Source organism: Providencia stuartii, from assembly GCF_029277985.1.
In the GTDB taxonomy this organism is placed as follows: domain Bacteria; phylum Pseudomonadota; class Gammaproteobacteria; order Enterobacterales; family Enterobacteriaceae; genus Providencia; species Providencia zhejiangensis.
On the sequence record NZ_CP119546.1, the window covers coordinates 2,127,586 to 2,151,982 of the forward strand.

Sequence of the window (24,397 nt, forward strand, 5' to 3'; positions counted from 1 at the left end):
ATATTTAGTGATTTATTTTAAAGGGCGCTACTTTACTGTTATTTAGTAGTGTTAACCAGTAAGTTTAAATTATTTTTTAAAATAAGGTAGCAACAAAAGGCCTATTGATTAAAAATAGCACAAAATGTCAGCGATTTCGTGATGAAGGCGCTATTTTAGTTGAAGAGCTAACTGATGAATAATGGCGGCAGTCAGTCCCCATACTAAATGGTTATTATGCCAATAGAAAAAGATACGGTTACTGCTTCCTGCCCGTTTTACATCAACATACTTATGTTGGCTCAATGATAATGCATCAAATAGAGGCACTTCAAAGACAGAAGCAACTTCACTAGGGTTAGGGTGATAGTCAATACCTGGAGGTAATAATCCGACAACGGGGGTGACCTCATAGCCACCAAGGCTTTGTTGAGGGGTAAGCTGCCCGAGTATTTGTACTTTTTCTGGAGGAATGGCAACCTCTTCATACGCTTCCCGTAAAGCAGTGGTGATCAGAGAACCATCTTCAGGATCGCTAGCGCCACCCGGAAAAGCGACTTGACCTGCGTGAGAGCGCAAGAAAGGTGAGCGCTGTGTTAACAGCAAGGTTGGTGTTTTTTTATTAATGATCGGCAGAAGTACAGCAGCAGATTTACTCGCCGTACGTTGCGTTTGGCGAGTAACAGGAAGTGTAAACTGAAAACGGCTAATAAAGTCATTCAGTTTAGTCATTATGCTGCAATTCTCCTAACAAGGGTAATATAAGCCGTAATTTATCAAACGTTTCCTGATATTCTTTATCTGCTTGGCTGTCAGCAACGATTCCGCCACCGGCCCAGCAGTAAATACGTTTCTTATCAGTTAACAAAGTACGAATCGTTATATTAGTATCCATTTTACCACAAAAGCTAATATAGCCAATTGCACCACAATACCCATGCCGACGATGAGGTTCAAGCTCTTCTATAATTTGCATGGCACGAATTTTAGGTGCGCCAGTTATTGAACCACCAGGAAAACTGGCACGAAGCAAATCTGTTGCAGTATAAGGTGCAGCAAGAGTTGCAGTGATGGTGCTAACGAGGTGATGAACGGCTGGAAAAGCTTCAACAACGAATAATTCCGGCACTTTCACGGAGCCCGGCACAGCAACGCGACCAATATCATTTCTAAGTAAATCGACAATCATCAGATTTTCAGCGCGATCTTTAGGCGAATTAGCTAACTTTTCAGCTTGAATGAGATCCTCTTGTTTATCTTCTAATCGTGGAAGCGTACCTTTAATTGGTCGAGTTTGAATTTCCCCATCCTGCAAAAGAATAAAACGTTCAGGTGAAATGCTTATCACTGCATTATCAGGTAGGCGTATAAAGGAAGAAAAGGGCGCTCGGTTTGATTGAGTGAGTGATAAAAAAGCATCCCATTCATTGCCTTTATAGGTGGCATCAAAACGCTGTGCTAGGTTGATTTGATAACAATCACCATTGCGCAGGTATTCATGTATTTGTTGTATTTTTTGCTGATATTGCTCTTGTGTCATGTTTGAATGCCATGCGCTAGTGAGCGTAAATTGCGTTTTGCGTGGTGCTTTTTGCTTTTTTAGCCAATTAAGACGTTCATGTACATCGGAGTAACTCAATAATGTGACCGTTTTTTCTTGATTATCGACAATCAAAGCCCATTCATATATACCGACGGCCATATCGGGAAAGTGCAGGTCAACATGGGCTATTTGTGGCATTTTTTCAATACGTCGACCGAGATCGTAGCTCCAAATACCTAAAGCCCCTCCTGTAAAAGGGAGCGAATCGTCACGAGCGTGTTTAGGTGTGAATTGTTCAATGGATTGTTGGAGTAATTTAAACGGGTCGTCACTCGAAACTTCGACAGTTTGTAAGTGGGTTTTGGTCGTTTTATCCCCCTCGGTGATGAGCGTTGCAATAGGATCAGCAACGATAATATCGTATCGATTATGTGGATGATCCGCATTGCCTGAATGCAGGAGCATGGACCAAGGTTGATGAGCTAGTGGAGCAAAGTAATCAATAGCTGCATCAGGATGATAAGGAAGTTGTATTTTATTGATAACCATTTGTCTATACTAATCTAAAAATCCACAAAAAGAATTACTGTCCAGATTAGCATATATCTTATCTTAAACAGCTAACAGCTGTTAAAATTAGGCTAAAATTTTTTATTTTCACCTAAATCACTTAATGATTAACCAGTAAGAAGAGAGGTAAAGATGTTTTCAGGCATGCCTGCACTCAATCATCAAGAACAACAGGAAGCTGTTGAACGCATTCATCAACTAATGGCAGATGGAATGAGCAGTGGGGAAGCGATCGCACTGGTCGCACAAGAAATTCGTGAGAAGCATAAAGATAAAGAGCAGATTCATGCTCGGTTTGAAGAATAAAATAAATATGAGTAAAACAAACTATTAACATTTATGCTAAAATCTGATACATATTAGTTAAGTCATACCATTTCTGGCAGTTTATAAATATTTCGACTATTTTAGTTAGATGAGATAAATGTCGTAAAAAATTAACTATGGTCACTGAACTAATTTGTTACCTAACATTTTATAGGGATCGGAGGAAGCATGAAGGCTGGAAAAAAAATCGGTTTTGCTTTAGGTAGCTGTGCATTGTTGTTCAGTTCAATTGCATTCAGCGCTAATCAAGAAGAAGGCAAAGCAGCCCCCTTTATTAGCTGTGAAAAATTAGCAGAGCCTCAAATCGCTGCACAAGTTAAAAATGATTTTATGAACAATCGTCTACCTCGTTGGGGAGATGAAAAGGCATTGGTGGGTAAAAAAGCAGTTGCTTGGGTGAATAATCAAGAAGTGACTAAAACGGCGACAGGTTATCAAGTGCCGTTAACGGTAAGAGGATCTAAACAGGATTTACATTATAACGTGGTAGTTGATTGTGAAAAATCCACGATCACTTATAACTCTACAAAATAATCCTCAATATATTATTTAAGTATTGATAGGAAAGGGAGGCATTTAGCTTCCCTTTTTTATGACGCTTGATAACGTCTAACGATTTTTAGGCTCGTATGGAAGACGAGAAAAATGTTGTGAGAGTTGACGATAGTGGATCAACCTTTCCCTAAAATAGTTTCGAAGATGTTCAGGTTGTTCTTGTTCAACGGCTTCTGCAATGACGGCGATATTATAACGCTCTTTAAAGGCAACTCCGGAAGCTTGAAGATCTACGTTGATTTTATCCATTTCGTCTTTAGGTAATAATGCAAGATTATAGCTCATATCCACTCTCAATCACTTCATTGTAGAGAGGATAGTGTAGCAATTTATGGATAAAAATCACTAGATTCATGATGTTTGAAGAGATATAAATAATTTAATACTTTTTATAAAAAAGAGAATTTTGCATATAAAACACGTAATAAATTAATCAATAACCATAATGATATAATGTGTTTTTAAATAAGAATAATTCTTGTTCCTCATGAGAAATAATGAAATGACATGAATAAAGATAATGAGATTGATTATTGTTAATCTTACGTAAAGTTATTAATTATCAGTAGATTATATTTTTATGTTTTATTATTGTTTTAGGGTTTTAATTATTTTTATTATATGCATAATAATGGAATTAATCTTAACAGCTAAGGAAAGAATATGTTAACAAATGATATGATCAATAAATTGAATGAGCAGTTAAATCTTGAGTTTTATTCTGCTAATTTATATTTACAAATGAGTGCATGGTGTAGCGATAAAGGCTTTGAAGGTGCTGCGGCGTTTTTAAAAGCGCATTCTCAAGAAGAAATGGAACATATGCAGCGTTTATTTGACTACTTAAGTGATACAGGTGCATTACCGAAGTTAGGTCAAATTGCAGCTCCACCGGTTGATTTCAAATCTATTGCTGATGTATTTACACAAACTTATCAGCACGAACAGCAGATTACAGCAGAAATTAATAAGTTGGCGCATTTAGCGATGACTACGCAAGATTATTCTACGTTTAATTTCTTACAGTGGTATGTTGCAGAGCAGCATGAAGAAGAGAAATTATTTAAATCCATTCTGGATAAACTGGATATGGTGGGTGAAAGTGGCAAAGCGCTATTCTTATTGGATAAAGATCTAAAAAATATGTCTGCCGCTGCACACGTTTAATATAAAACATCAATAGGCTTATGAATCGTAGTGATTAATTTCAACATTCATGAGCCTTTTTCTTTTCATTTTGTGTCAATAATCACACCTTAAACAGCTAAATCGATTTTTTTGGCGATAAAGCGTATTTCTTCCGTATAATGGTTGGCAATAAATCTAAATTCACCTGCAAATTAAGGGGTTACTATGCCAATCTATCAACTCAAATCATCGTGGCGCAAATTAAGTGCGGTTGCTGTACTGTTTTTAGGCATGTCATTTCAACAGGCATTTGCGCATGCGCATTTAAAAGATCAACTTCCAGCAGAGGGCGCTTCAGTAGAACAAGCTCCAGAGTCAATTACCCTAAACTTCTCTGAAGGTATTGAGATCAACTTTACTAAGGTAAAAGTGACGGGGCCTGATAATAGTGTAGTGAAAACAGGTAAACCGGCATTAGACCCAAGTAATGATACCAAGGTTATCGTACCTATCGAAAGCAACCTTGCGACCGGTAAGTATGATGTTAATTGGAGTGTTGTTTCTGTCGATGGACATAAAACAAAGGGTGAATATAGCTTTACTGTGAAATAATCATGTCTCTAGAGGCATTTTATACAGTCATACGCTTTTCCCATTTTGTCGCTGCGATGTTGATGTGTGGTATGTCAATATTCGCGGCTGTTCTCAGTGTTGGCGCTTTTCGTCAGGTTCTTCGTCAGCTCCTTAATCGTGCGATTATCTTTAGTGCAGTCATCACGGCACTTACTGCTTTTGCGTGGATGTCTGCTCAAGCTGGGTTAATGGGAGATGGCTGGGAAGATACACTTGATATTGATATTTGGAAGAGCGTTTTTAGTACAACATTCGGTCAAGTATGGCGTTGGGAATTACTCTTTTCCTTAATGACGCTTGTCGTTGTTTTTATTCGTTCACAAAATCTTCGTTTATACCTGCTGTTAATACTTTCGATTATTCTACTCGGATTACATGCTCTTATTGGTCATGCAGCGATGCATGATGGTTTAATAGGGGGCCTACATCGTTTGAATCAATTCATTCATCTTATCAGCTCAGCCTATTGGTTTGGTGGTTTGTGGCCATTCCTGATTTGCATTCAATTTTTACGTGATAAAAATGAATTAGCTACAGGCTTAGATAAGCAAATATTTGTTAGTTTGATTCGTTTCTCACGTGCAGGACATGTTGCTGTGGTATTGGTATTAATGACAGGGATCATGAGTTCGATAACATTATTGCCAAATTGGCCGTTAAGCTATTCTGGCTCAGAATATCAATCTTGGCTTTGGTTAAAAATTGGTTTAGTCGCGTTAATGGTCCTACTCGCCTTGATTAATCGTTATATACTGGTGCCGACGATCAAAAGAAAAGGGCGATTACAATATTTGATTGTTAATAGCTGGATTGAATTGTTGTTAGGAAGTGTGGCCATTTTGGCTGTCGCTATTTTTGCAACTTATCAGCCGGTATAATAATACGATAATGAATTTGATGTTCTAACAAGGTAATTTTCATGAAACTGAAATTAGCGCTTTATTCTATGTTGTTGGTAAGTACCACTTTTAGTGTGGCAGCTGCCCCTATCGAGACCGTGAGTAAAAAGCAATTTGGTGATGATTGGCCATTTACCCGTGAAGAGGTGATGCTAGAGTGCCGAGGCAATGGGGCACTTATTGTGATCAATCCAGCGACACTAATGCAATACCCACTTAATGATGTCGCGGATAGCCAGATGAAGAATAAAGAGATAAAAGCTCAACCAATTGATGTGCTATTAAAGCCCATTGATACACAGAAAACCACCGAAGAGCGTATTCAACCGCTTAAGTTAGCAGCAGAGAAGCTGTGCAACAAAGCCTGATATTATATTTATAGTAAAATAATAAGTGCCGTAAATCGTAAGTATATTACTTATCATTTATGGCATTTTTTTTATTTTACCATTTATGCATTTAACCCCAGCTAAACTTGAAAGGTTACACTTATTTTTGATATAGAATTTACCTATCAATCAAATAGCTCGATATTCGAATATTAAGAAATAAATTGTGTTAATAATATGTAAAAAAATTGATAATTTATGTGGTAAGAGTGCGCTTAGCAAGCTAGTATTAAATTGTACTTTGTTACGTCTCAATGGCAATTTTTAGCGCACGGCTCTGCCAGAGCCATTTCCCAAGGCCCGGTAATCGGAATCTACCAGGCCTCTTTTTTTGCCTGTAACTTGCTGTTGATATGATAGCGACTTCATCAATTAAGCCACTCTCATCACCCAATGATGGTTATCTTTGTCATAGCGATGACGATATAACAATACGGGTTTTTCATTAATAAGCGCTGGAATACTGGTATTTTCATCCCAACCGTCTAGCTGCATACAAAATTCGGTATCCGAATCACAAGGGATACTGAGAATATCACTTTTATGATCATGCATAACAGCATCGTTGATTTCATAGGAAGATATTTTCAAATTAACTATGCTCATTAGATTACCTCTCATAGGGTCTGTGACAATAGATTATCGACTTAACAAAACTAAGCATAGTATAAATGAAACCTATTTCCAAAATATTTTTTTGGTGGCATTAAAGAAAAGGTGCAATATTGTTAAAATATGCACCTTTCTAGTGATTATTGTTTAGGGATAGATGTCCCCCAGTCTAACCAATCTTTTGGTGGTTCTAATTTTAGAATGAAATGCTGATCGGGCTTGGCTTTAGGGGCAAGAGGCACTGTCGGTGGGGTAGCTAAAGAAATGCCACCACGAACGAACTGTTTGAAAGTACCACTCTTAATCATGCCGCCAGTAAGGCCAAATGACATGTTATAGCCAGATGAGATCCAAAATTGGGTATTATCGCGGATCAGGTATTGGTATTCTTTTCCGATACGTGACGCAACATAGACGCGATCGGAAAGCTCTCCCAAATATAAACCAGTAACAGTTCCTATTTCCATTCCTCTAAATAGTAATGGCGTTCCCACTTGGATTGAGCCTACTTCACTTGCATCAAGTACAATAGTTAACCCATCCAAATAGCGGGAGTCGGTGATATTGGCAGTTTGTAGTTCAAATTGGTAACGATTTCTATTTCCTCTACCGGGTTCAGCGCTGATATAAGGTTGTAGAAGGGTATCAAGGTTATTGAAACCCGCAGGAGAAAGCTCGGGAGTGACAATAGCAAAGCGGCTACCGCTTTTGGTAAAGGCCTGAACATATTCAGGGTAGAGGATCGCGCGCGCATTCACCTCGCGATTGTTCGCTGACAATTTCAATGTGTCTATTTGCCCAATATCAATCCCTAAGTAGCGAATAGGCATTCCTTCTGACAATTTAGATGCATCAAAAGTGGTTAAAGTCACTACGCTACCGATAGCTTTTGCTGCGGTCTCTGTTGGGTAAAGAGTGTGTTGTCTTGTGCTATCAAGAGCTGCACTTTGAATATTATCAAAGCTAATTGCGCCTCGAATTGCCCGTGTCAATGGAGCCGCTTGTACGGTTAATCCGTTACTGTTTAATTTGACTTTTGCGCCACCTTCCGCCCAAAAGACACTCTTTTTGGTTAATAAATGGCGATACTGGCTAGAGATATGAATATTAATCGCAAAGCCTTCATTAGTCGGCTGGATTGAGACAATTTCACCGACCGTAAATTGACGGTAAAGCACGACAGAGCCTGCTTGAATGTCGGGAAGGGTCGTTGCGTTTAATGTGATAGTGGTTGTGGGTGATGAGCCGGTTATCCCCGCTTTTGCATTATCGTCGCTACGATATAATGGGAAAGTTTCAGGCAAGGTCTCTTTCCCTTTACCAACTAATAAGTGAATGCCGCCGTCTAACCACTCTTGAGGCGTGGCCCCTTGAAACTGAATTCCAGTTAATCCTAATTGAACATCAAGGCGGCTGTTCGCAACAAATTTAGTATCAGCAAGGATGAGGTGGCGATATTTATCTAAGATGGCAACTTGAAACATCACTTTGTCGTCAAGTAAGTTACGCTGTAACACCTTACCTACTTTAACGCCACGATAAACAATAGGTTGCCCTTCATTGACGCCATATGTCTCAGGCGACCATAAAGAGACAACTAAACTTTGTTTGTGTTGCTGCTCATCCTGTTTAAGTTCATCTTTGTTCGGATGTAAAACAAACTGCTGTCCTTCTTGTGCAGGCGCACTGTGAGAGGGGGAGTCAAACGCGATAGCACCATTGATGATAGCAGAAAGACTTTCCATTTTGACATTGACGCCCGAGTTCAGGTCAAAGCCGCCTTGGAAACCGGAGACATTCCAAAATTGGCTATTTTCTTTTACCAATTTGGTATAACGTTTTTCAATGACCGCCGCAATGGAAACACCTTTATCATCAGGTAAAATAGAATAATCAGAGATATAGCCCACAGGTACTTTTCGATAGTAAATGGGGGAGTTTTCATGCAAAGAGCCTAAATCTTTTGCCGTTAAATAGATCAGCAATTGCCCTTCTTCCGTTTGCAACTGAGGGGGAGAGTCTTGAGCGATAAAATTGTGTTGCTCTTCACCTGTACCGGGCTGCATTCCAATATAGTTCCCCCCAACCAAGGCATCTAACCCAGAAACGCCAGCTAAAGAAGCTTTGGGTGTGACCAGCCAAAATTTGGTACCTGCGGTAAGTGCAGGTTTCATATCTTTATTTATACTTGATTTAACAATGATTTTTTTCATGTCTTGGCTAACCGTGACGGATTGAACTAATCCAACCTCAACCCCCTGATAGCGAATGGGGGTTCTCCCAGCAACCACCCCCGGCGCTGAAGAAAATTCAATGGTCACCTCTGTACCTTGCTCTAACCAGTGTTGGAAGAGCAACCAACCTGCGATGAAGACCGCCACAAGCGGTAAAAGCCAAAATGGTGAGATACGCGCTCGTTTGCGTAAAATGGCTTCTTGCTCAGCAGGTTCATTTTGTTGATTGTGATTTTGCATAAGAGTCCCAAATTAAACGACTATCAAGCCACTCGACAGCGAGTATAGTTAAAATAACAGTAACACCGAAAAACAATGCGGCAGGGCCCATAGTAAAAGACATCAATTGATCGCGATTGATGAGTGTCATCATGAGTGCAATAACAAATAAATCCAACATTGACCAACGACCAATCCATGATACGAATTTCAGTAACTTCATTCTCAGCACAGGGTCAGTACCACTTCTATGTTGGATTGAAAATAGCAGTAGAATCATGATCAGTATTTTAATAAATGGCACCAATATGCTCGCGATGAAAACAATGGCTGCAATGGGCCAATTTCCTGAATCAATGAGTGAAACAACGCCAGAGTATATGGTGTCCTCCATTCGTTGCCCATTAATGTAGACAACGGAAATCGGCATTAAGTTAGCAGGAAACAGTAGGATCATCGCAGCAATCAGTGCGGCCCATGTTTTTTGCAAACTATAAGGTTCTCGATGATGTAACGGGCGATGGCAGCGTTGGCACACTCCGCGTTGGTTTGCAGGTGCCGTAAAATGACAGGCTTGGCAAGTTAAGGCATGAGGATCATTAGCTTGCTCACGTTTAGGATAAAATGTCCGCCAAAGTTGTTCGATATTGAGATGAATTAATATCAATAGGCTAATAAGGGTCATTGTGATAAAAGCAATTAGCCCATTACCGATAAATACACTTGCGTAATCTTGCAGTTTAATCGCCGCGATACCGACGCCAATGAGATAGACATCTAGCATTACCCACTCTTTTAAACGGCTCAAGACCAGCAAAACGGGGCGTAAATTTAAGGAAAAGTATTTTCCGATATAGAGATAGATAAGCGCTATTGGCAAAAACAAGGGGGCCACAATCGCACAAAAAGCAATAATACTCGCTGATAGGGGATCCCCTTGATGGTTAATCAGGCTAATCCCTTCAATGACATTGGCGTAAATTTGCGTACTGAGCAAATGAATCGAAATAAGGGGTTGCCAAAATGCAATAGGGGCTAACATCAATAATGTAATCGAAAGAATAAACAAGCGCTTTAATGACCAAGAGCGCCCATCATCTAACTGACTATGGCACCGTGGGCATACGACAACTTGGCGCGCATTATGCGGTGGAATAGATAATTTAAGATTGCAATAGCAGCAATGTTGCGAAATTATATCACTATGATTAATGTGGTTCATTATATTGCTCGTTGGTTTTAGCTGCGCGTGTAATCTAGTGTAAAAAAATTTACGATTTAGTGACAACTTGCTAACCTACAGGTTGCACGAAATGTTAAATTTATTGCATCATTTTATTATTACAAGAAAATTTTATGGATAAAAACAAGTATTATCACGAACTTTCAGATAATTTGTCTGCTCTTTTAGCAGGAGAATATGATCTAATTGCTAGTTTAGCGAATACATGTGCACTGTTGTATGAGCGATTAGAGGGGATTAATTGGGTTGGTTTTTACCTCAAAAATGGGCAAGAATTAGTTCTAGGTCCTTTTCAAGGAAAAATAGCTTGTGTCAGAATACCGTTTGGCAAAGGTGTTTGTGGTACGGCATATAGCCAAAATAAAATACAGCGTGTCGATGATGTGCATTCTTTTCCAGGTCATATTGCCTGTGATGCAGCAAGTAACGCTGAAATTGTGCTTCCTTTGGAAGTTAATGGTCAAGTTTTAGGCGTGTTGGATATTGATAGTCCGAATTTCAACCAATTTGACCAAGATGATGAAAATGGTTTAAAACACCTTGTAAGTCAGTTGTGCCAACATCTGGCAATGTGTTCAATGCCTAATTATCACTAAATATTCGTGTGTTAACTTAATAGGAACGTGGCAATTGTCTGCAACGCTATTATAATGTCGGCTTGTTCATGCCCGTGCTGGTTGGCAAAATCGTTGTTATCAGGAAATTTCATGGAAAATCAACCTAAGTTGAATAGTAGTAAAGAAGTTATCGCATTTTTAGCTGAGCGTTTTCCACGCTGTTTTATCGCTGAAGGCGAAGCACGTCCGTTAAAAGTCGGAATTTTTCAGGATATCGTAGGTCGTTTAACTGAAGAAGATGGTATTAGTAAAACGCAATTGCGTTCAGCATTGCGTATGTATACCTCTAGCTGGCGTTATCTCTACGGTGTTAAAGAAGGCGCTAAACGCGTTGACTTAGATGGTAATGATTGTGGTGAATTAGAGGCGGAGCATATTACTCATGCACGTCAACAATTGACTGAGGCAAAAGCTCGAGTTCAAGCGCAACGTGCAGAGCAAAAAGCGCAAAAACGACCCGCTGCCAAAAAATCAGGTGATAAAAACACCCGTAAGCCGGTAACTGCAAAAGAAAATGCACCGCGCCATCGTCAGTCAGAAAATAAAGAACGCCCACAAAACTCCTCGACTAAACCTCAGCGCCGTAGCGGTGCAGCATCTCCAGAACAAAAACTGAAATCAGTGACTGATATTAACGCACTTCAAGTCGGTCAGACTTTGAAAGTGAAAGTTGGTACTAGTCTGATGGAAGCGTCTGTGCTGGAAATTGCAAAAGACGGTGTCAGAGTTCAGTTGCCAACAGGAATGGCAATGATTGTGCGCGCGGAACATTTAAAGTTCTGATACGGAGGTCAATCAGGGCATGAACAAACTTTTAAAAATTGCATTAGTTGTTAGTGTTGCCACTTTTGGTAGTGCAATTGCTAATCCTCAAGCAGTGACTCCGGTCACTGCTGCTCAGTTACCTGTTTTAAAACAGGACACTCAGCATGGCACCGTCAGTGAAAGGGTAACGTCTCGATTTACTCGTTCACATTATCGCCAGTTTGATTTGGATGAAGCATTCTCCGGTAAAATATTTGATCGTTATCTGAATATGTTGGATTACGGTCATAATGTTCTGCTTCAGTCTGATATTGATGAGTATGCAAAAGACAAAGCGAAAGTCGGTGAATGGCTTGAAGATGGAAAACTGGATAAGTTCTATGACCTGTACAACCTTTCGCAAAAAAGACGTTTTGAACGTTTTGAATATGCGCTAGCGCGTCTTGATCAGCCAATGAATTTTGATGCCACAGACTCAATTGAAGTCGACCGTAGCAAGATGCCTTGGCCAAAAGACAAACAAGAATTAGATAAACTTTGGGATCAAAAAGTTAGGTATGACTGGCTGAACCTGAAGCTATCGGGCAAAGACGATAAAGAGATCAAAGAAAAACTGACTAAACGCTATAATTTTGCGCTAAGACGTTTAACACAAGGGCAAAGTGAGGATGTTTTTCAGTTGATCGTGAATGCATTTGCTCGAGAAATCGATCCTCATACCAGTTACCTTTCTCCTCGTAATACTGAGCAATTTAACTCTGAAATGAGTTTGTCGCTTGAAGGTATTGGGGCTGTATTACAGCAAGACGATGAGAATACAGTGATTAATTCTTTAGTTGCCGGTGGCCCAGCCGCGAAAAGCAAAGAGTTAAAAGTCGGCGATAAGATTATTGGTGTCGGTCAGACGGGTAAACCCATGGTGGATGTTGTTGGCTGGCGTCTTGATGATGTGGTGGCTTTGATTAAAGGGCCGAAAGGCAGCAAAGTTCGCTTAGAAGTGTTATCCGACACGAAAGGGGCTAAACCGCATATCGTGACTATTGTTCGCGAACAAATCCGCTTGGAAGATAGAGCGGTTAAGCTAACAATTAAAAATGTGGGTAAAGAGAAAGTTGCCGTTTTAGATATTCCTGGCTTCTATGTTGGTTTGACCAATGATGTGAAAACTCAACTGCAAAAAATGGCCAAGGATAATGTGTCTGCACTGATTATTGATTTGCGTGGTAATGGTGGCGGCGCATTAACCGAAGCCGTAGCGTTATCCGGTTTATTTATTCCTAAAGGGCCTATTGTTCAGGTTCGTGATAATAATGGTCAGGTTCGTCAAGATATCGATGATGATGATGTCATTTATTACAAAGGGCCGTTGGTCGTGCTCGTCGACCGTTTTAGTGCTTCAGCATCAGAAATTTTTGCGGCGGCAATGCAAGATTATGGACGTGCTTTGATTGTCGGTGAACCGACTTTTGGTAAAGGTACAGTACAACAACACCGTAGTTTAAGCCGTGTTTATGATCAAATGCTAAAACCTGAATGGCCAGCACTGGGTTCTGTCCAATATACTATCCAGAAATTCTACCGTGTGAATGGTGGGAGTACGCAACGTAAAGGGGTAACACCTGATATTGTTATGCCAACAGGGCAAGATCCTGCTGAAACAGGTGAGAGCTTTGAAGACAATGCGCTACCATGGGATAGTATTCCGCCTGCTAATTACAGCAAGGTAGGGGATATTACTGAGGATGTGTCTGAACTCAAAACGAAACACTTAGCGCGTATTAGCAAAGATACGGAGTTCAAGTATATCGATGAAGACATTGCGCATTATAAAGCGAATAAAGAGAGTAAAAATCTCATCTCGCTGAATTATGCCCAGCGTTTGAAGGAAGATAATGAGCTTGAAGCCACTAAACTGAAACGTATAAATGAACGTTATGCAAAAGAGGGTAAACCATTGCTGAAGTCTATAGATGATTTACCTAAAGATTACGAAGGGCCAGACCCATATTTAGACGAAACAGTTAAAATTGCGATTGATCTTGCTCATCCTGAGACCAGTCTATTAACCAATAAAAAATAAATTGGTTATACAATAGATTATAGTCAGGGCCAGCAAAAGCTGGCCTTTTTTATGATGTGTGTAAAGTTATGTTAATTTTTGGTTTTTTCTTGTTAAGCCACTTGAAAAAGTATGAAAAAACCTTATTTATACAGTAAATTCTTCGTGATATTTATTTTTACCAAGGAAACAAAAAAATATGATGCGAATAGCCTTATTCTTACTCACAAACTTAGCAGTTATGTTTGTGTTTGGGATAATCTTAACCTTGACGGGTGTTAAAGGAAGCAGTGTTCAAGGTCTGATGATCATGGCGGGCCTGTTTGGTTTCGGTGGTGCGTTTATTTCGTTATTAATGTCAAAATGGATGGCGCTTAAGTCCGTTGGTGGCGAAGTTATTGAATCACCACGTAATGAAACTGAACAATGGTTGATGAATACGGTGAGCCGTCAGGCACAGCAAGTCGGTATTCAAATGCCACAAGTTGCTATTTATCATGCTCCTGATATTAATGCATTTGCAACAGGTGCTCGCCGTGACGCATCGCTGGTAGCGGTAAGCACTGGGTTGTTAGAAAATATGAGCCGTGATGAAGCAGAGGCTGTTATTGCGCATGAGATCAGCCATATTGCTAATGGTGACATGGTCACAATGACGTTGTTACAAGGTGTTGTAAACACGTTTGTTATCTTTATTTCACGTATTATTGCTCAGTTTGTTTCTGGTTTTATGTCGAGCAACGATGAAGAAAGTGAAAGCAGTAATGGTAACCCAATGGTTTACTTTGCTGTCTCGATGGTATTAGAAATCGTATTCGGTATTTTAGCGAGTATTATCACCATGTGGTTCTCGCGCTATCGTGAATTCCATGCGGATGCAGGCTCTGCAAAACTCGTTGGTAAAGAAAAAATGATTGCAGCATTACAGCGTTTGAAAACGAGCTATGAGCCACAAGAAGAAGGGCGTTTAATGGCATTCTGTATTAATGGACGTGGTAAAGCATTCAATGAACTGTTCTTGTCGCACCCTCCATTGGATAAACGTATTGAAGCACTACGTTCAGGTGAATACTTAAAATAGTCGAAGAGTCGCAATGATATAATTGATGCTCTAAATTAGACAGAAGCCCGCGTTGAATTAATCACCGCGGGCTTTTTATTTGAAAATAAAAAATTAGTTACGGGCATTAATTTAATATAAATCAAAATAGTGTATTCTCTAAGTGAAATAGCGTAGTTTTTCTTAGGCTGTAAATCGATGAATAGTCTATGATGGATACGGGTAATAGGCCAATAGGCTTTAATAGTGAATGAGTTATAAGGATAGAAAATGGATATACTTGTGAAAACGCTGGTATTTGGTAATGAATTTGCGACAGTTGAAAACCCAGCTCGTTTAGTGCCATTTAAATTTGAAATCTATCAATCTCCAAATGGTTTTTATCATCGTATGTATAAAGAAGTTGGTATGTCTGGTGCCAATTTAGGGCAAAATTTTAAAGTATGGGCCTTTGAAGAACAAAGGGCACAGGATAATAAAACTGCCGACATGACATTAGAGAGCTATATTCAGCATTGCCAAGATATTTATGATGGGAAAGTAAAAGCCTAATTTTAAGCAAAAAAAAGCCCCCTTCATAGGGATCTGAAGGGGGAGCTAAATGAATAAAGAATGGTTTAATTCGAGATCAAAGATAAGCGATTTCAATAAATGATATTTAGTTATTTGTGCAGTTTTAAGTGTAATTGAAAAATTAACGCCCTTAAATAGCACTAATCGTTAAAATAATCTATTGGCGATACCCTGCTTTTATTTGATCTAATGTATTTCGATAAATTTCAGCTTGTTTTTCATCTTCCATTGATGCAATTTCACGCTCCATTTTAATTAAAATTTTACCTGCATCTGCTTGACCAATTGCTTTTAACATATGAGCCAGCAGATTTTTAATACAAGTCACTTCTGCCGCGAGTTCATTAACATCAGGCTGAGTAGGAAAATGTGTTTTCATCAAAAAGCGTCCTTTTAAGAAAGATAAATTTGCTAATATTCTATCATAGAAAGTTTATCCAATGTGCCATCAATGAATGGCTTAATATGAATTATTCAAATTAAGAAGAGATAATTTACGTCATCGCGCTGTACGAAAATTTAAGGAGTGCCAATTATGTTAACGATAGAAGAAAAACAGTGGCTAGCAGAACAGTTTCCAATATTCGTACAACCAAGACCAGAACAAAGTCATAAAGGCACTTTTGGAACGCTAAATATTATAGGTGGCTGTGTTGGTATGACGGGAGCTTGTGTATTGGCAGGGGTCGCTGCGCTTAAAAGCGGTTGTGGTAAAGTCATCATTGGGTTGAATCAGCAGCCACAGGCATTACACTTAGTGGAACAGGCTCCTGAGTTGATGTTACGCCAAGCGAGTCATGTTATGGATGGTGAAACCCCAACGGCTTGGGTCATAGGGTGTGGCTTAGGGACTGCTCACGAGGCGAAAATGTTGCTAGACGGTTCTTTACGTCTTATAGCGCAAAATCAGCGCGTTTTAATCGATGCTGACGGTCTCAATCTATTGGCACAACGCCCTGAAGCTGTAAAACTCTCGTCAGAAACAGTCATCACACCACACCCTAAAGAAGCGTCTAAACTACTACAAACAACGGTCGCACAAATCCAATTAGATAGGCATTTTTCTGCGCAACAGCTCAGTCAACGATTCGGTTGTTGGGTGGTGTTGAAAGGACACCATACGATCATTGCAGCTCCGGATAATCAAACATGGTGTAATGAAACGGGGAACAGTGGTTTAGCGACAGCAGGTAGCGGTGATGTATTATCAGGAATTATTGGTAGCTTACTGGCACAAAAGCTGCCAATAGAACAAGCCGTACGGGCAGGCGTTTGGTTACATGGTAAAGCCGCAGATGTATTGGTACAAAAAGGTATCGGTCCTATTGGCCTAACCGCTCACGAAATTATTGATGAGGCTAGAACGATAAGAAATAGAGCCATTATTTATTGATGGTTTGATATTGAGCGGCTTTAACTGCGGTGAAAAAATGTGATACAATTCACACAAAATCGATTGCTTCTTATTATGTCAGCGAAGCAATATCAAATTTCAGCTAACTCATGACTTCTGGTTTTTAACCAATCACTTTGTGATTGGGGGATGAGTATTTGCTGATACCAACAAAGGCGTAAGCAAGACAATGACACAGGTTTCTAGAAAAACAGCTTGGATCCGAGTTGTGGCACTAGCAGTCGCCGCATTTGTTTTCAATACTACAGAATTTGTTCCCGTCGCATTATTGAGTGACATAGCTGCAAGTTTTGATATGACAGTTGCGCATACAGGGCTAATGATCACTATTTATGCTTGGGTAGTCGCAATAATGTCATTACCCTTGATGCTACTAACCAGTAAGATAGAACGCCGCAAGTTATTAGCATTACTGTTTATTGTGTTTGTGCTTAGCCATATTCTTTCCGGTTTTGCTTGGAATTTCGATGTATTAATCATTGCTCGGGTTGGTATCGCTCTATCACATGCGGTGTTTTGGTCAATTACCGCGTCTTTGGCAATCCGTGTCGCACCAGCAGGTAAAAAAGCGCAAGCATTAGGCTTACTTGCAACCGGTACGGCATTAGCGACAGTTTTAGGACTGCCAATTGGCCGTGTGATTGGACAATTATTAGGTTGGCGAGTCACTTTCTTATGTATCGGTGCTATCGCATTGTTGACGATGATTGCGCTAATTCGCTTCTTACCTAGGTTACCAAGCGAACATTCAGGCTCATTAAAAAGTTTACCTGTGATTTTTAAACGTCCTGCATTAGTGGGGTTATTTGCATTAACCGTTATCGTTGTGACGGCACACTTTGCCGCTTACAGCTATATTGAGCCATTTGTTCGTGAAATAGCACAACAAAGTCAGAATTTTGCAACGTTATTGCTTCTTATTTTTGGTGCAGCAGGCATTGTCGGCAGTGTGATATTTAGTCGTTACAGTCATAAATATACATTATCCTTTTTACCAATTGCGATAGCGGTATTAACAATTAGCTTATTATTATTGATGCCAGTGAGTGGCCACGTTAGCTGGCTGGTTCTATTAAGCCTATTCTGGGGAATTGCAATCATGTGTGTAGGCCTAGGTATGCAGGTCAAAGTGATTGATTTAGCGCCTGATGCAACAGATTTAGCGATGGCAATTTACTCTGGGATCTTTAACATTGGCATCGGTGGTGGCGCCTTATTAGGTAATCAAATTATTGTTCATATGGGAATGACGAATATTGGTTATGTAGGGGCCATATTTGGATTGATTTCATTGGTGTGGTGCATTTTTATTTTTAGGCGTTATAAAGGCTCATTTAACGAACAGCTGCAAGCATCCACTGCGTTACACTAAATTTCCGACGAAAAAGTGAAAAAGCCATAATAGAATTATTTCTATTGTGGCTTTTTTTATGTGAGGGTGCGTTACAGGGATCGCGAACTATGCTAAATTCGCTACTATTTTAATAAGTTCAAAGAGTAAGGATGAGCGGATGAAAGGGCTAGGTTTTTTATTGATGTCTATTATCGCAGAGGTGATAGCAACAACGACATTAAAAGCATCCGATGGTTTTAGTCGTTTTTGGCCGTCCTTGATTGTGGTGATTGGCTATGCCGTTTCTTTTTGGGGGCTATCACAGGTTGTTAAGTTAATACCTTTAGGGATCGCATATGCCATTTGGTCGGGTTTAGGTATCGTATTGGTGTCTATCGCGGCGATATTTATTTATCAGCAGAAGCTCGATTTACCAGCAATTATTGGTATGCTATTAATTATCGTTGGTGTGTTGGTCATTAATCTGTTTTCTAAAAGCAGTGTTCACTGATTCAGGAAGCAGAAATCATCATAAGCGGAGTATAGAATGAATAGAAAAATCAGTAACCTGCTTAATTCTACTTTTGTTAAAGGTTTACTAGGTAGCACAATACTTATTTTAGCGGGGTGTTCTAGCTCAGATTCGATGAATACAGTGCAAGTCGATCGCTCGGCATCCCAATATGCACAACAAGTGGTTAATTTAGGACCTAAAGCCCAAGAAGCCTGTGTTTCAGCGGGTGGACTACCTTCACTTAACTTAGAACTGGATGGTGCTCAGACGGCGGTGTGTCAATTTGCCAATGGGAAGCGTTGTGCTGCCGATGTCATATTGACGGGTAGCTGTATTTAATAAAATTATTCAGTAGAACCCATCATTAACAGGTGGGTTTATGGTTTGTATTGCAGTTTCAATAAATATTGGCTTCTTTTTATGTTGCATAACCCGCCTGATATCAAACCCAGTATTCAACAGATTTCCATCATACTTTTGGGTTTTAAACTGGGGCAGATGTTTATTCAAACGTTGGCGATACAGATAAAAAAGTGAAGAAGCGATTCAAAAACGTAGCTTGTCAGGAGATAAAATGACCCCCGATAGTGTTTATCGGGAGCCTTAACCGTAAAATAATCAATATCCTTAATTGATGACGGTTTCGATATTATGCTTTTTTGTGTGAAGGGAAAAATTGGCTGATTGTGACGATAATAGCAACTAGCAGGTAAGCGCCATAAACACCAATTAGCCATTGTGGCATATCTAGCCCTAAGAAATCCCACTGTTTAACAGCACAGTCACCAGTTGCTTCGAAAATAGCTGGCGCCCATTCATTCAATGGTAACCATTCAGGGAAATTGACAAAAAAGTCACATGATGCGAACGGGGATGGATAGAGTTGTAGCATAGTGTGTTCCCATGCAAGCTCTAAGCCACGCCATGCCGCGTAAATCCAAATAATGATAGCGACCCAACGTAAAATCACATTACGTGGCGCAATAGCCCCGACTAAGCCCGCAATCATAATCCCAAACAATGCAACGCGCTCATAGATACACATAACACAGGGTTGTAGCTTCATAATGTGTTGAAAATAGAGCGCAGCGCATTCCAACATAAACGCAATAAAGGCCATTAACAGCCAAGCGCCTCGTCCTTGCGAGCAGTAGTTAAAGAATCTGAACATACTTTACTTCCCTAAATTAATGATGCGCACATTTTGCCCCTATCGACACAACAAAAAAAGATGTTAGAGAGTATTTATGTGATTTTAGATAAGGATTTACCTAATATTACAAATCAAACCACTCTAGCAGGTATTTCAGAGCAATGGTGACGGGATATCAATGAGAAGAATGATAAAGGCCACCCATAATGTGTCATCTGCGTGGCCTTTATGCGTTTCGGTGATGACGAAACTAAGGTAGGCTAATCCAGCCTAAGCTTTCTAGCCAATGTGTCATTGGTATCAGCCAAAACTCGACGCCTAATAAACCAACGACTGTCATTACAATGGTGTAAGGTAAGGCCATCCATACCATGCGCCCATAGGAAAGACGGATCAGTGGCGATAGTGCCGAAGTGAGTAGAAACAGAAAAGCTGCTTGCCCATTCGGTGTCGCAACAGAAGGGAGGTTAGTACCTGTATTGATAGCGACGGCCAATAACTCGTATTGATGATGGGAGATTAAGCCTTCATTGGCGGCTTTTAATGCTTCCGTAATGTATACCGTACCGACGAACACGTTATCTGAAACAGCAGAAAGTAAACCATTGAACAGATAAAACAGTGATAGTTGCGATGATTCAGATGACTGTAAAACAAACTGAATAAAGGGGGTAAACAGTTGTTGGTCAATGATGACAGCAACAATAGAGAAAAAGACTGTGAGTAAGGCAGTAAAGGGTAATGCTTCCTCAAAGGCTTTACCTAACGCGTGCTCTTCTGTAATACCACAAAATGCAGTTGCCAAAACGATGACAGATAAGCCTATAAGCCCGACCTCCGCGAGGTGGAAAGCAAGGGCGACGATCAGCCAAATACCAATCAAACCTTGGACTATGAGCTGCGCTTTTTCTTTTTGGGTGCGTTTAGCACTATTCTTTTTGTCATTATTAGTCAGCACTTGGCGAACCGGCTCCGGTAACTCAGCACCATAGCCAAATAATTTAAATTTTTCGACTAAAAAGCAAACCATGAGTCCACAGGCAAAGACTGGTAGGGTAACCGGTGCCATTCGTAAGAAGAAGGTCACGAAATCCCAATCTGCATGTTTAGCGATGATAAGGTTTTGTGGCTCCCCAACCATCGTCATCACGCCACCTAAAGCAGTACCGATACCGGCATGCATCATTAGGCTGCGTAAGAAAGCCCTAAATTGTTCAAGGGTTTGCTTTTTCTCTGCGGTATCAATGAAGCTATCGTTTTGTATATCAGTATGACTATGCTGACTAGATGCATATTGATGATAAATAGAGTAAAAGCCAACCGAAACACTAATGACAACCGCAATCACCGTCAGCGCATCTAAAAAAGCAGATAAGAATGCGCTAGCTAAGCAAAAGGCCAAGGACAATGTGCGTTTAGAGCGCACATTCAGTAACAGTTTGGTGAAGACAAACAGCAATAGCTGCTTCATAAAATAGATACCAGCGACCATAAAGATCAGCAGCAGTATGACTTCCAAATTGTTACTGATCTCATGAGAGATCTGTTTAGGCGTTGTCATGCCAATAAGGACCGCTTCGATAGCCAGAAGGCCCCCAGGCTGTAGCGGATAACATTTGAGTGCCATTGCCAAGGTGAAGATAAACTCGATGACGAGTAGCCACCCGGCGATGAACGGGTTAACGAAATAAAATACCAGTGGATTGATAACCAGAAATATTATTATTGCGAGCTTATACCAATCAGGTGAGTTCCCTAGAAAATTTTTCAAAAAAGCTCTTTTTAAACTAAAATCCATTATGTGCAGTTTTCCTCTTACTGGGTGTATTGTACAGTAAATTCACATACTACTCTTATCTTTCACATAAATTAAGTCTAATCAGTAATAGATAATATATTAATTATATGAGGGTCTTATGATTGGTTTCATTGTTTATGTGTGGTCTAACTATCTCAATTTACGACAATCTGGTATGATTTCTACAATAATCCGTCTGAAAATGTTTGGAATAATAAAAATATGGTCATAAAAGCTCAAAGTCCTGCAGGTTTTGCGGAAGAGTATATTATTGAAAGTATCTGGAATAATCGCTTTCCACCAGGGTCGATTTTGCCTGCAGAACGTGAACTATCGGAGCTGATTGGTGTGACTCGTACAACGCTCCGAGAAGTGTTACAGCGTTTAGCTCGTGATGGTTGGTTGACTATTCAGCATGGTAAGCCAACAAAAGTAAACAATTACTGGGAGACATCGGGTCTAAATATTTTAGAAACCTTGGCTCGACTCGATCATGACCGTGTGCCGCAGCTTATCGATAATTTATTGGCGGTAAGAACGAATATTGCGGCTATTTTTATCCGCACTGCATTTCGTCAAAATCCTGAAAAGTCTCTGGAGGTCTTGTCTGAACGTGAAAAAGTCGAAGACAACTCAGATGCCTTTAGCGCCTTGGACTACAATATTTTCCGAGGATTGGCGTTTGCGTCTGGAAACCCTATTTATGGTTTAATTATCAATGGGTTAAAAGGGCTTTATACCCGCGTTGGGCGTTATTATTTCTCGAATCCAGAAGCGAGACGTCTTGCGCTTAATTTTTATCAGCAGTTAGCCAATTTATGCCGCGAGCAAGCGTATGAACGTATCATGGAATGTGTTAGGAATTATGGTAAAGAGAGTGGGATGATTTGGCACAGTATGCAAGGCAATATGCCTAATGATCTCGCCAATAGCCGATAATTTTAACGGAGCGCACCTCAATTGCCTTCTTTAATCTAACATCTGTTTGTCATCACTAAGGCCAGTTTGGTTTATTTAACCTACTGGCTTTTTTATTTTGTGTCCTAAGTCACTAAATTTTCGTCAATTCTAAAAACTGCGCAATAACAAAGGTATTATTCACACTAAGTAATATGATTAGAGTAATAATCTGTCATGCTGTGGTAAATTAAAATATATTAAAAGTTGTCCTTCCAAAATAAAATCCCAACAAGACAGTGTAAAACTCTAAATTAAACCACGAGCGAGCAACTGTCCAGACCGCAAATAATACATATTTCATTGTTTTTATTGGTTATATTTAATTTTGTAAAATTTCGCCAATAGAATTTAAAACCAAAGTGTAAAGTATTTGTAATGAAATTTGAATTAATTATCTGAATTGTTAAAAATGTTAATCAACCATATTGGAAAATAAATTATAGAATATTATTCTAACTAAAAATATTTCATGCTACATGGCAGGGGGAATAATGAAAGTTTTAGTATTAGGTGCAGGTGTCATCGGTGTTACGACAGCTTGGTATTTAGCACGAGAAGGGCATGAAGTGACTGTGCTAGATAGACAAATGGATGTTGCCGAAGAAACGAGTGCAGGTAATGCAGGGCAAATTTCCCCTGGTTATGCCACTCCATGGGGAGCGCCCGGTATTCCCCTTAAAGCAGTGAAATGGATGTTTGAAAAACACGCCCCTCTCGCAATTCGGCCAGATGGAACATTGTTTCAATTACGTTGGATGTGGCAAATGTTAAAAAATTGCGATATTCAGCATTATGCAATGAATAAAAGCCGTATGGTCAGAATTGCTGAGTATAGCCGTGACTGCATTCGTCAATTACGTGCTGATACAGGCATTACTTATGAAGGACGTGAAGGCGGTACATTGCAGCTATTTAGGACTGAAAAACAGTTTGATAATGCAGCAAATGATATTGCTGTTTTACAGCAAGAAGGGGTGCCATACGAGTTATTAACGGCAAATGAGTTAGTGAAAGCCGAACCAGCCCTAGACTATGTGAAACATAAATTGACAGGTGGATTGCGTTTACCGAACGATGAAACGGGTGACTGTCAGCAATTTACCAAAAAACTCGCCAAAATGGCTCAAGATTTAGGCGTGAAATTTCGATTTGGTTGTCACATTGAACAAATTCTGACTGAGGGAAATAAAGTCAGTGGCATACGTTGTGAAGGCGAAATATTGCAGGCCGATCGTTATATCGTGGCAATGGGCTCGTATTCAACATCGTTATTACATAATTTAGTAAAAATCCCAGTTTATCCTTTGAAAGGCTACTCTTTGACTATGCCTATCATTGACATTCAACGTGCACCAACATCAACGGTATTGGATGAAACATACAAAATAGCCGTGACACGCTTTGATGATCGTATCCGTGTCGGTGGTATGGCTGAGGTTGTTGGATTCAATTTGAATGTATTAAAAAAACGCTGTGAAACCTTAAAGATGGTGGTGCAAGATCTTTATCAGGGCGGTGGGGATATTTCTCAAGCCACATTTTGGACTGGATTAAGACCAATGACACCAGATGGTACGCCGATTGTTGGTCCGACGGCTTATAGCAATTTATATTTAAATACTGGGCACGGGACATTAGGCTGGACGATGGCATGTGGCTCGGGCAAGCTATTGGCTGATTTGATTTCTGGCAATAAACCCGATATTGCATCGGACGATTTATCCGTATTCAGATATATAGATGGATTTAATACCAAATTAATTCCAAACGGTGATTTATCGCCTGCGCGTTGAGCAATTGGCTGGAAATACATTCGGATA

General features: G+C 39.9%; 26 protein-coding genes. 17 read left to right on the forward strand and 9 right to left on the reverse strand.

Annotated elements, in window-relative coordinates:
* Nucleotides 1-150 precede the first annotated feature (150 nt).
* Together P2E05_RS09260 and pabB are read right to left on the reverse strand one after the other, a co-directional pair.
* Nucleotides 151-711 carry a CoA pyrophosphatase gene (locus P2E05_RS09260; RefSeq protein WP_154622922.1) on the reverse strand — a complete coding sequence of 187 codons (561 nt, stop codon included), beginning with the start codon at nt 709-711 and terminating at the stop codon, nt 151-153.
* Nucleotides 704-2,071, reverse strand: a complete 1,368-nt coding sequence (gene pabB / locus P2E05_RS09265; protein ID WP_154622921.1) for an aminodeoxychorismate synthase component 1 — start codon at nt 2,069-2,071, stop codon at nt 704-706. The genes P2E05_RS09260 and pabB overlap by 8 nt, the downstream gene beginning before the upstream one ends.
* Nucleotides 2,072-2,224: 153 nt before the next feature.
* Between pabB and P2E05_RS09270 the strand changes: the two genes are divergently transcribed.
* Together P2E05_RS09270 and yebF are read left to right on the forward strand one after the other, a co-directional pair.
* Nucleotides 2,225-2,398, forward strand: a complete 174-nt coding sequence (locus P2E05_RS09270) for a YoaH family protein (RefSeq protein ID WP_154622920.1) — start codon at nt 2,225-2,227, stop codon at nt 2,396-2,398.
* 189 nt (nt 2,399-2,587) lie between these two features.
* Nucleotides 2,588-2,953, forward strand: a complete 366-nt coding sequence (yebF, locus tag P2E05_RS09275; RefSeq protein WP_154622919.1) for a protein YebF — start codon at nt 2,588-2,590, stop codon at nt 2,951-2,953.
* A gap of 75 nt (nt 2,954-3,028) precedes the next feature.
* Here yebF and P2E05_RS09280 read toward each other — a convergent pair whose 3' ends face one another.
* Nucleotides 3,029-3,259: a DNA polymerase III subunit theta gene (locus tag P2E05_RS09280; protein WP_154622918.1), complete on the reverse strand. Its 231-nt coding sequence runs from the start codon at nt 3,257-3,259 to the stop codon at nt 3,029-3,031.
* A 378-nt stretch (nt 3,260-3,637) separates the two neighbouring features.
* Between P2E05_RS09280 and ftnA the strand changes: the two genes are divergently transcribed.
* From ftnA to P2E05_RS09300, 4 genes are all read left to right on the forward strand, one after another.
* Complete coding sequence (gene ftnA, locus P2E05_RS09285; RefSeq protein ID WP_154622384.1) at nt 3,638-4,141, forward strand: non-heme ferritin; 504 nt, start codon at nt 3,638-3,640, stop codon at nt 4,139-4,141.
* Nucleotides 4,142-4,327: 186 nt separating this feature from the next.
* Nucleotides 4,328-4,714 carry a copper homeostasis periplasmic binding protein CopC gene (gene copC / locus P2E05_RS09290; RefSeq protein ID WP_154622385.1) on the forward strand — a complete coding sequence of 129 codons (387 nt, stop codon included), beginning with the start codon at nt 4,328-4,330 and terminating at the stop codon, nt 4,712-4,714.
* Nucleotides 4,715-4,716: 2 nt separating this feature from the next.
* Nucleotides 4,717-5,613 (forward strand): copper homeostasis membrane protein CopD, encoded by an 897-nt coding sequence (copD, locus tag P2E05_RS09295; RefSeq protein WP_154622386.1) that lies wholly within the window; start codon nt 4,717-4,719, stop codon nt 5,611-5,613.
* A 41-nt stretch (nt 5,614-5,654) separates the two neighbouring features.
* Complete coding sequence (locus P2E05_RS09300; protein ID WP_163861503.1) at nt 5,655-6,002, forward strand: YebY family protein; 348 nt, start codon at nt 5,655-5,657, stop codon at nt 6,000-6,002.
* Between the two features lie 393 nt (nt 6,003-6,395).
* On the opposite strand, the gene P2E05_RS09305 is transcribed toward P2E05_RS09300, so the two are convergent.
* The 3 genes from P2E05_RS09305 to yebS all read right to left on the reverse strand — a co-directional run bounded on the left by P2E05_RS09305 (nt 6,396) and on the right by yebS (nt 10,310).
* Complete coding sequence (locus P2E05_RS09305) at nt 6,396-6,629, reverse strand: DUF1480 family protein (RefSeq protein ID WP_154623811.1); 234 nt, start codon at nt 6,627-6,629, stop codon at nt 6,396-6,398.
* Nucleotides 6,630-6,775: 146 nt separating this feature from the next.
* Complete coding sequence (locus P2E05_RS09310; RefSeq protein ID WP_272657941.1) at nt 6,776-9,109, reverse strand: PqiB family protein; 2,334 nt, start codon at nt 9,107-9,109, stop codon at nt 6,776-6,778.
* Entirely contained in the window at nt 9,084-10,310 is a 1,227-nt protein-coding gene (gene yebS, locus P2E05_RS09315; protein ID WP_272657940.1) for a membrane integrity lipid transport subunit YebS, read from the reverse strand. The genes P2E05_RS09310 and yebS overlap by 26 nt, the downstream gene beginning before the upstream one ends.
* Before the next feature lie 134 nt (nt 10,311-10,444).
* Here yebS and P2E05_RS09320 point away from each other — a divergent pair, with 134 nt between their 5' ends.
* The 5 genes from P2E05_RS09320 to P2E05_RS09340 all read left to right on the forward strand — a co-directional run bounded on the left by P2E05_RS09320 (nt 10,445) and on the right by P2E05_RS09340 (nt 15,384).
* Nucleotides 10,445-10,927: a GAF domain-containing protein gene (locus P2E05_RS09320; RefSeq protein ID WP_154623814.1), complete on the forward strand. Its 483-nt coding sequence runs from the start codon at nt 10,445-10,447 to the stop codon at nt 10,925-10,927.
* Nucleotides 10,928-11,038: 111 nt separating this feature from the next.
* Nucleotides 11,039-11,731, forward strand: a complete 693-nt coding sequence (gene proQ, locus P2E05_RS09325; RefSeq protein ID WP_154623815.1) for an RNA chaperone ProQ — start codon at nt 11,039-11,041, stop codon at nt 11,729-11,731.
* A 19-nt stretch (nt 11,732-11,750) separates the two neighbouring features.
* Complete coding sequence (gene prc / locus P2E05_RS09330) at nt 11,751-13,793, forward strand: carboxy terminal-processing peptidase (protein ID WP_154635698.1); 2,043 nt, start codon at nt 11,751-11,753, stop codon at nt 13,791-13,793.
* 178 nt (nt 13,794-13,971) lie between these two features.
* A complete protein-coding gene (htpX, locus tag P2E05_RS09335) occupies nt 13,972-14,853 on the forward strand; it encodes a protease HtpX (RefSeq protein ID WP_154623633.1) in 882 nt (293 codons plus the stop codon).
* A gap of 249 nt (nt 14,854-15,102) precedes the next feature.
* Nucleotides 15,103-15,384, forward strand: a complete 282-nt coding sequence (locus P2E05_RS09340) for a hypothetical protein (RefSeq protein WP_154623634.1) — start codon at nt 15,103-15,105, stop codon at nt 15,382-15,384.
* 178 nt (nt 15,385-15,562) lie between these two features.
* On the opposite strand, the gene P2E05_RS09345 is transcribed toward P2E05_RS09340, so the two are convergent.
* A complete protein-coding gene (locus P2E05_RS09345; RefSeq protein WP_154623635.1) occupies nt 15,563-15,784 on the reverse strand; it encodes a DUF2594 family protein in 222 nt (73 codons plus the stop codon).
* 156 nt (nt 15,785-15,940) lie between these two features.
* On the opposite strand from P2E05_RS09345, the gene P2E05_RS09350 reads away from it, so the two are divergent.
* The 4 genes from P2E05_RS09350 (at nt 15,941) to P2E05_RS09365 (ending at nt 19,005) form a co-directional block, all read left to right on the forward strand.
* Entirely contained in the window at nt 15,941-16,798 is an 858-nt protein-coding gene (locus P2E05_RS09350; protein ID WP_154623636.1) for an NAD(P)H-hydrate dehydratase, read from the forward strand.
* 190 nt (nt 16,799-16,988) lie between these two features.
* Nucleotides 16,989-18,191, forward strand: a complete 1,203-nt coding sequence (locus P2E05_RS09355) for a sugar transporter (protein ID WP_154623637.1) — start codon at nt 16,989-16,991, stop codon at nt 18,189-18,191.
* Between the two features lie 139 nt (nt 18,192-18,330).
* On the forward strand, nt 18,331-18,663 hold the full coding sequence (locus P2E05_RS09360; RefSeq protein ID WP_154623638.1) for an SMR family transporter: 333 nt from the start codon (nt 18,331-18,333) through the stop codon (nt 18,661-18,663).
* A gap of 36 nt (nt 18,664-18,699) precedes the next feature.
* Nucleotides 18,700-19,005 carry a DUF333 domain-containing protein gene (locus P2E05_RS09365; RefSeq protein ID WP_163861509.1) on the forward strand — a complete coding sequence of 102 codons (306 nt, stop codon included), beginning with the start codon at nt 18,700-18,702 and terminating at the stop codon, nt 19,003-19,005.
* 310 nt (nt 19,006-19,315) lie between these two features.
* Here P2E05_RS09365 and dsbB read toward each other — a convergent pair whose 3' ends face one another.
* Both dsbB and nhaB read right to left on the reverse strand, forming a co-directional pair.
* Complete coding sequence (gene dsbB / locus P2E05_RS09370; RefSeq protein ID WP_154623640.1) at nt 19,316-19,837, reverse strand: disulfide bond formation protein DsbB; 522 nt, start codon at nt 19,835-19,837, stop codon at nt 19,316-19,318.
* A 232-nt stretch (nt 19,838-20,069) separates the two neighbouring features.
* A complete protein-coding gene (gene nhaB, locus P2E05_RS09375; RefSeq protein ID WP_154623641.1) occupies nt 20,070-21,617 on the reverse strand; it encodes a sodium/proton antiporter NhaB in 1,548 nt (515 codons plus the stop codon).
* 222 nt (nt 21,618-21,839) lie between these two features.
* On the opposite strand from nhaB, the gene fadR reads away from it, so the two are divergent.
* Both fadR and P2E05_RS09385 read left to right on the forward strand, forming a co-directional pair.
* On the forward strand, nt 21,840-22,556 hold the full coding sequence (gene fadR, locus P2E05_RS09380; protein WP_154621783.1) for a fatty acid metabolism transcriptional regulator FadR: 717 nt from the start codon (nt 21,840-21,842) through the stop codon (nt 22,554-22,556).
* A gap of 512 nt (nt 22,557-23,068) precedes the next feature.
* A complete protein-coding gene (locus P2E05_RS09385) occupies nt 23,069-24,370 on the forward strand; it encodes a D-amino acid dehydrogenase (RefSeq protein WP_244316419.1) in 1,302 nt (433 codons plus the stop codon).
* The last annotated feature ends 27 nt before the right edge of the window (nt 24,371-24,397 follow it).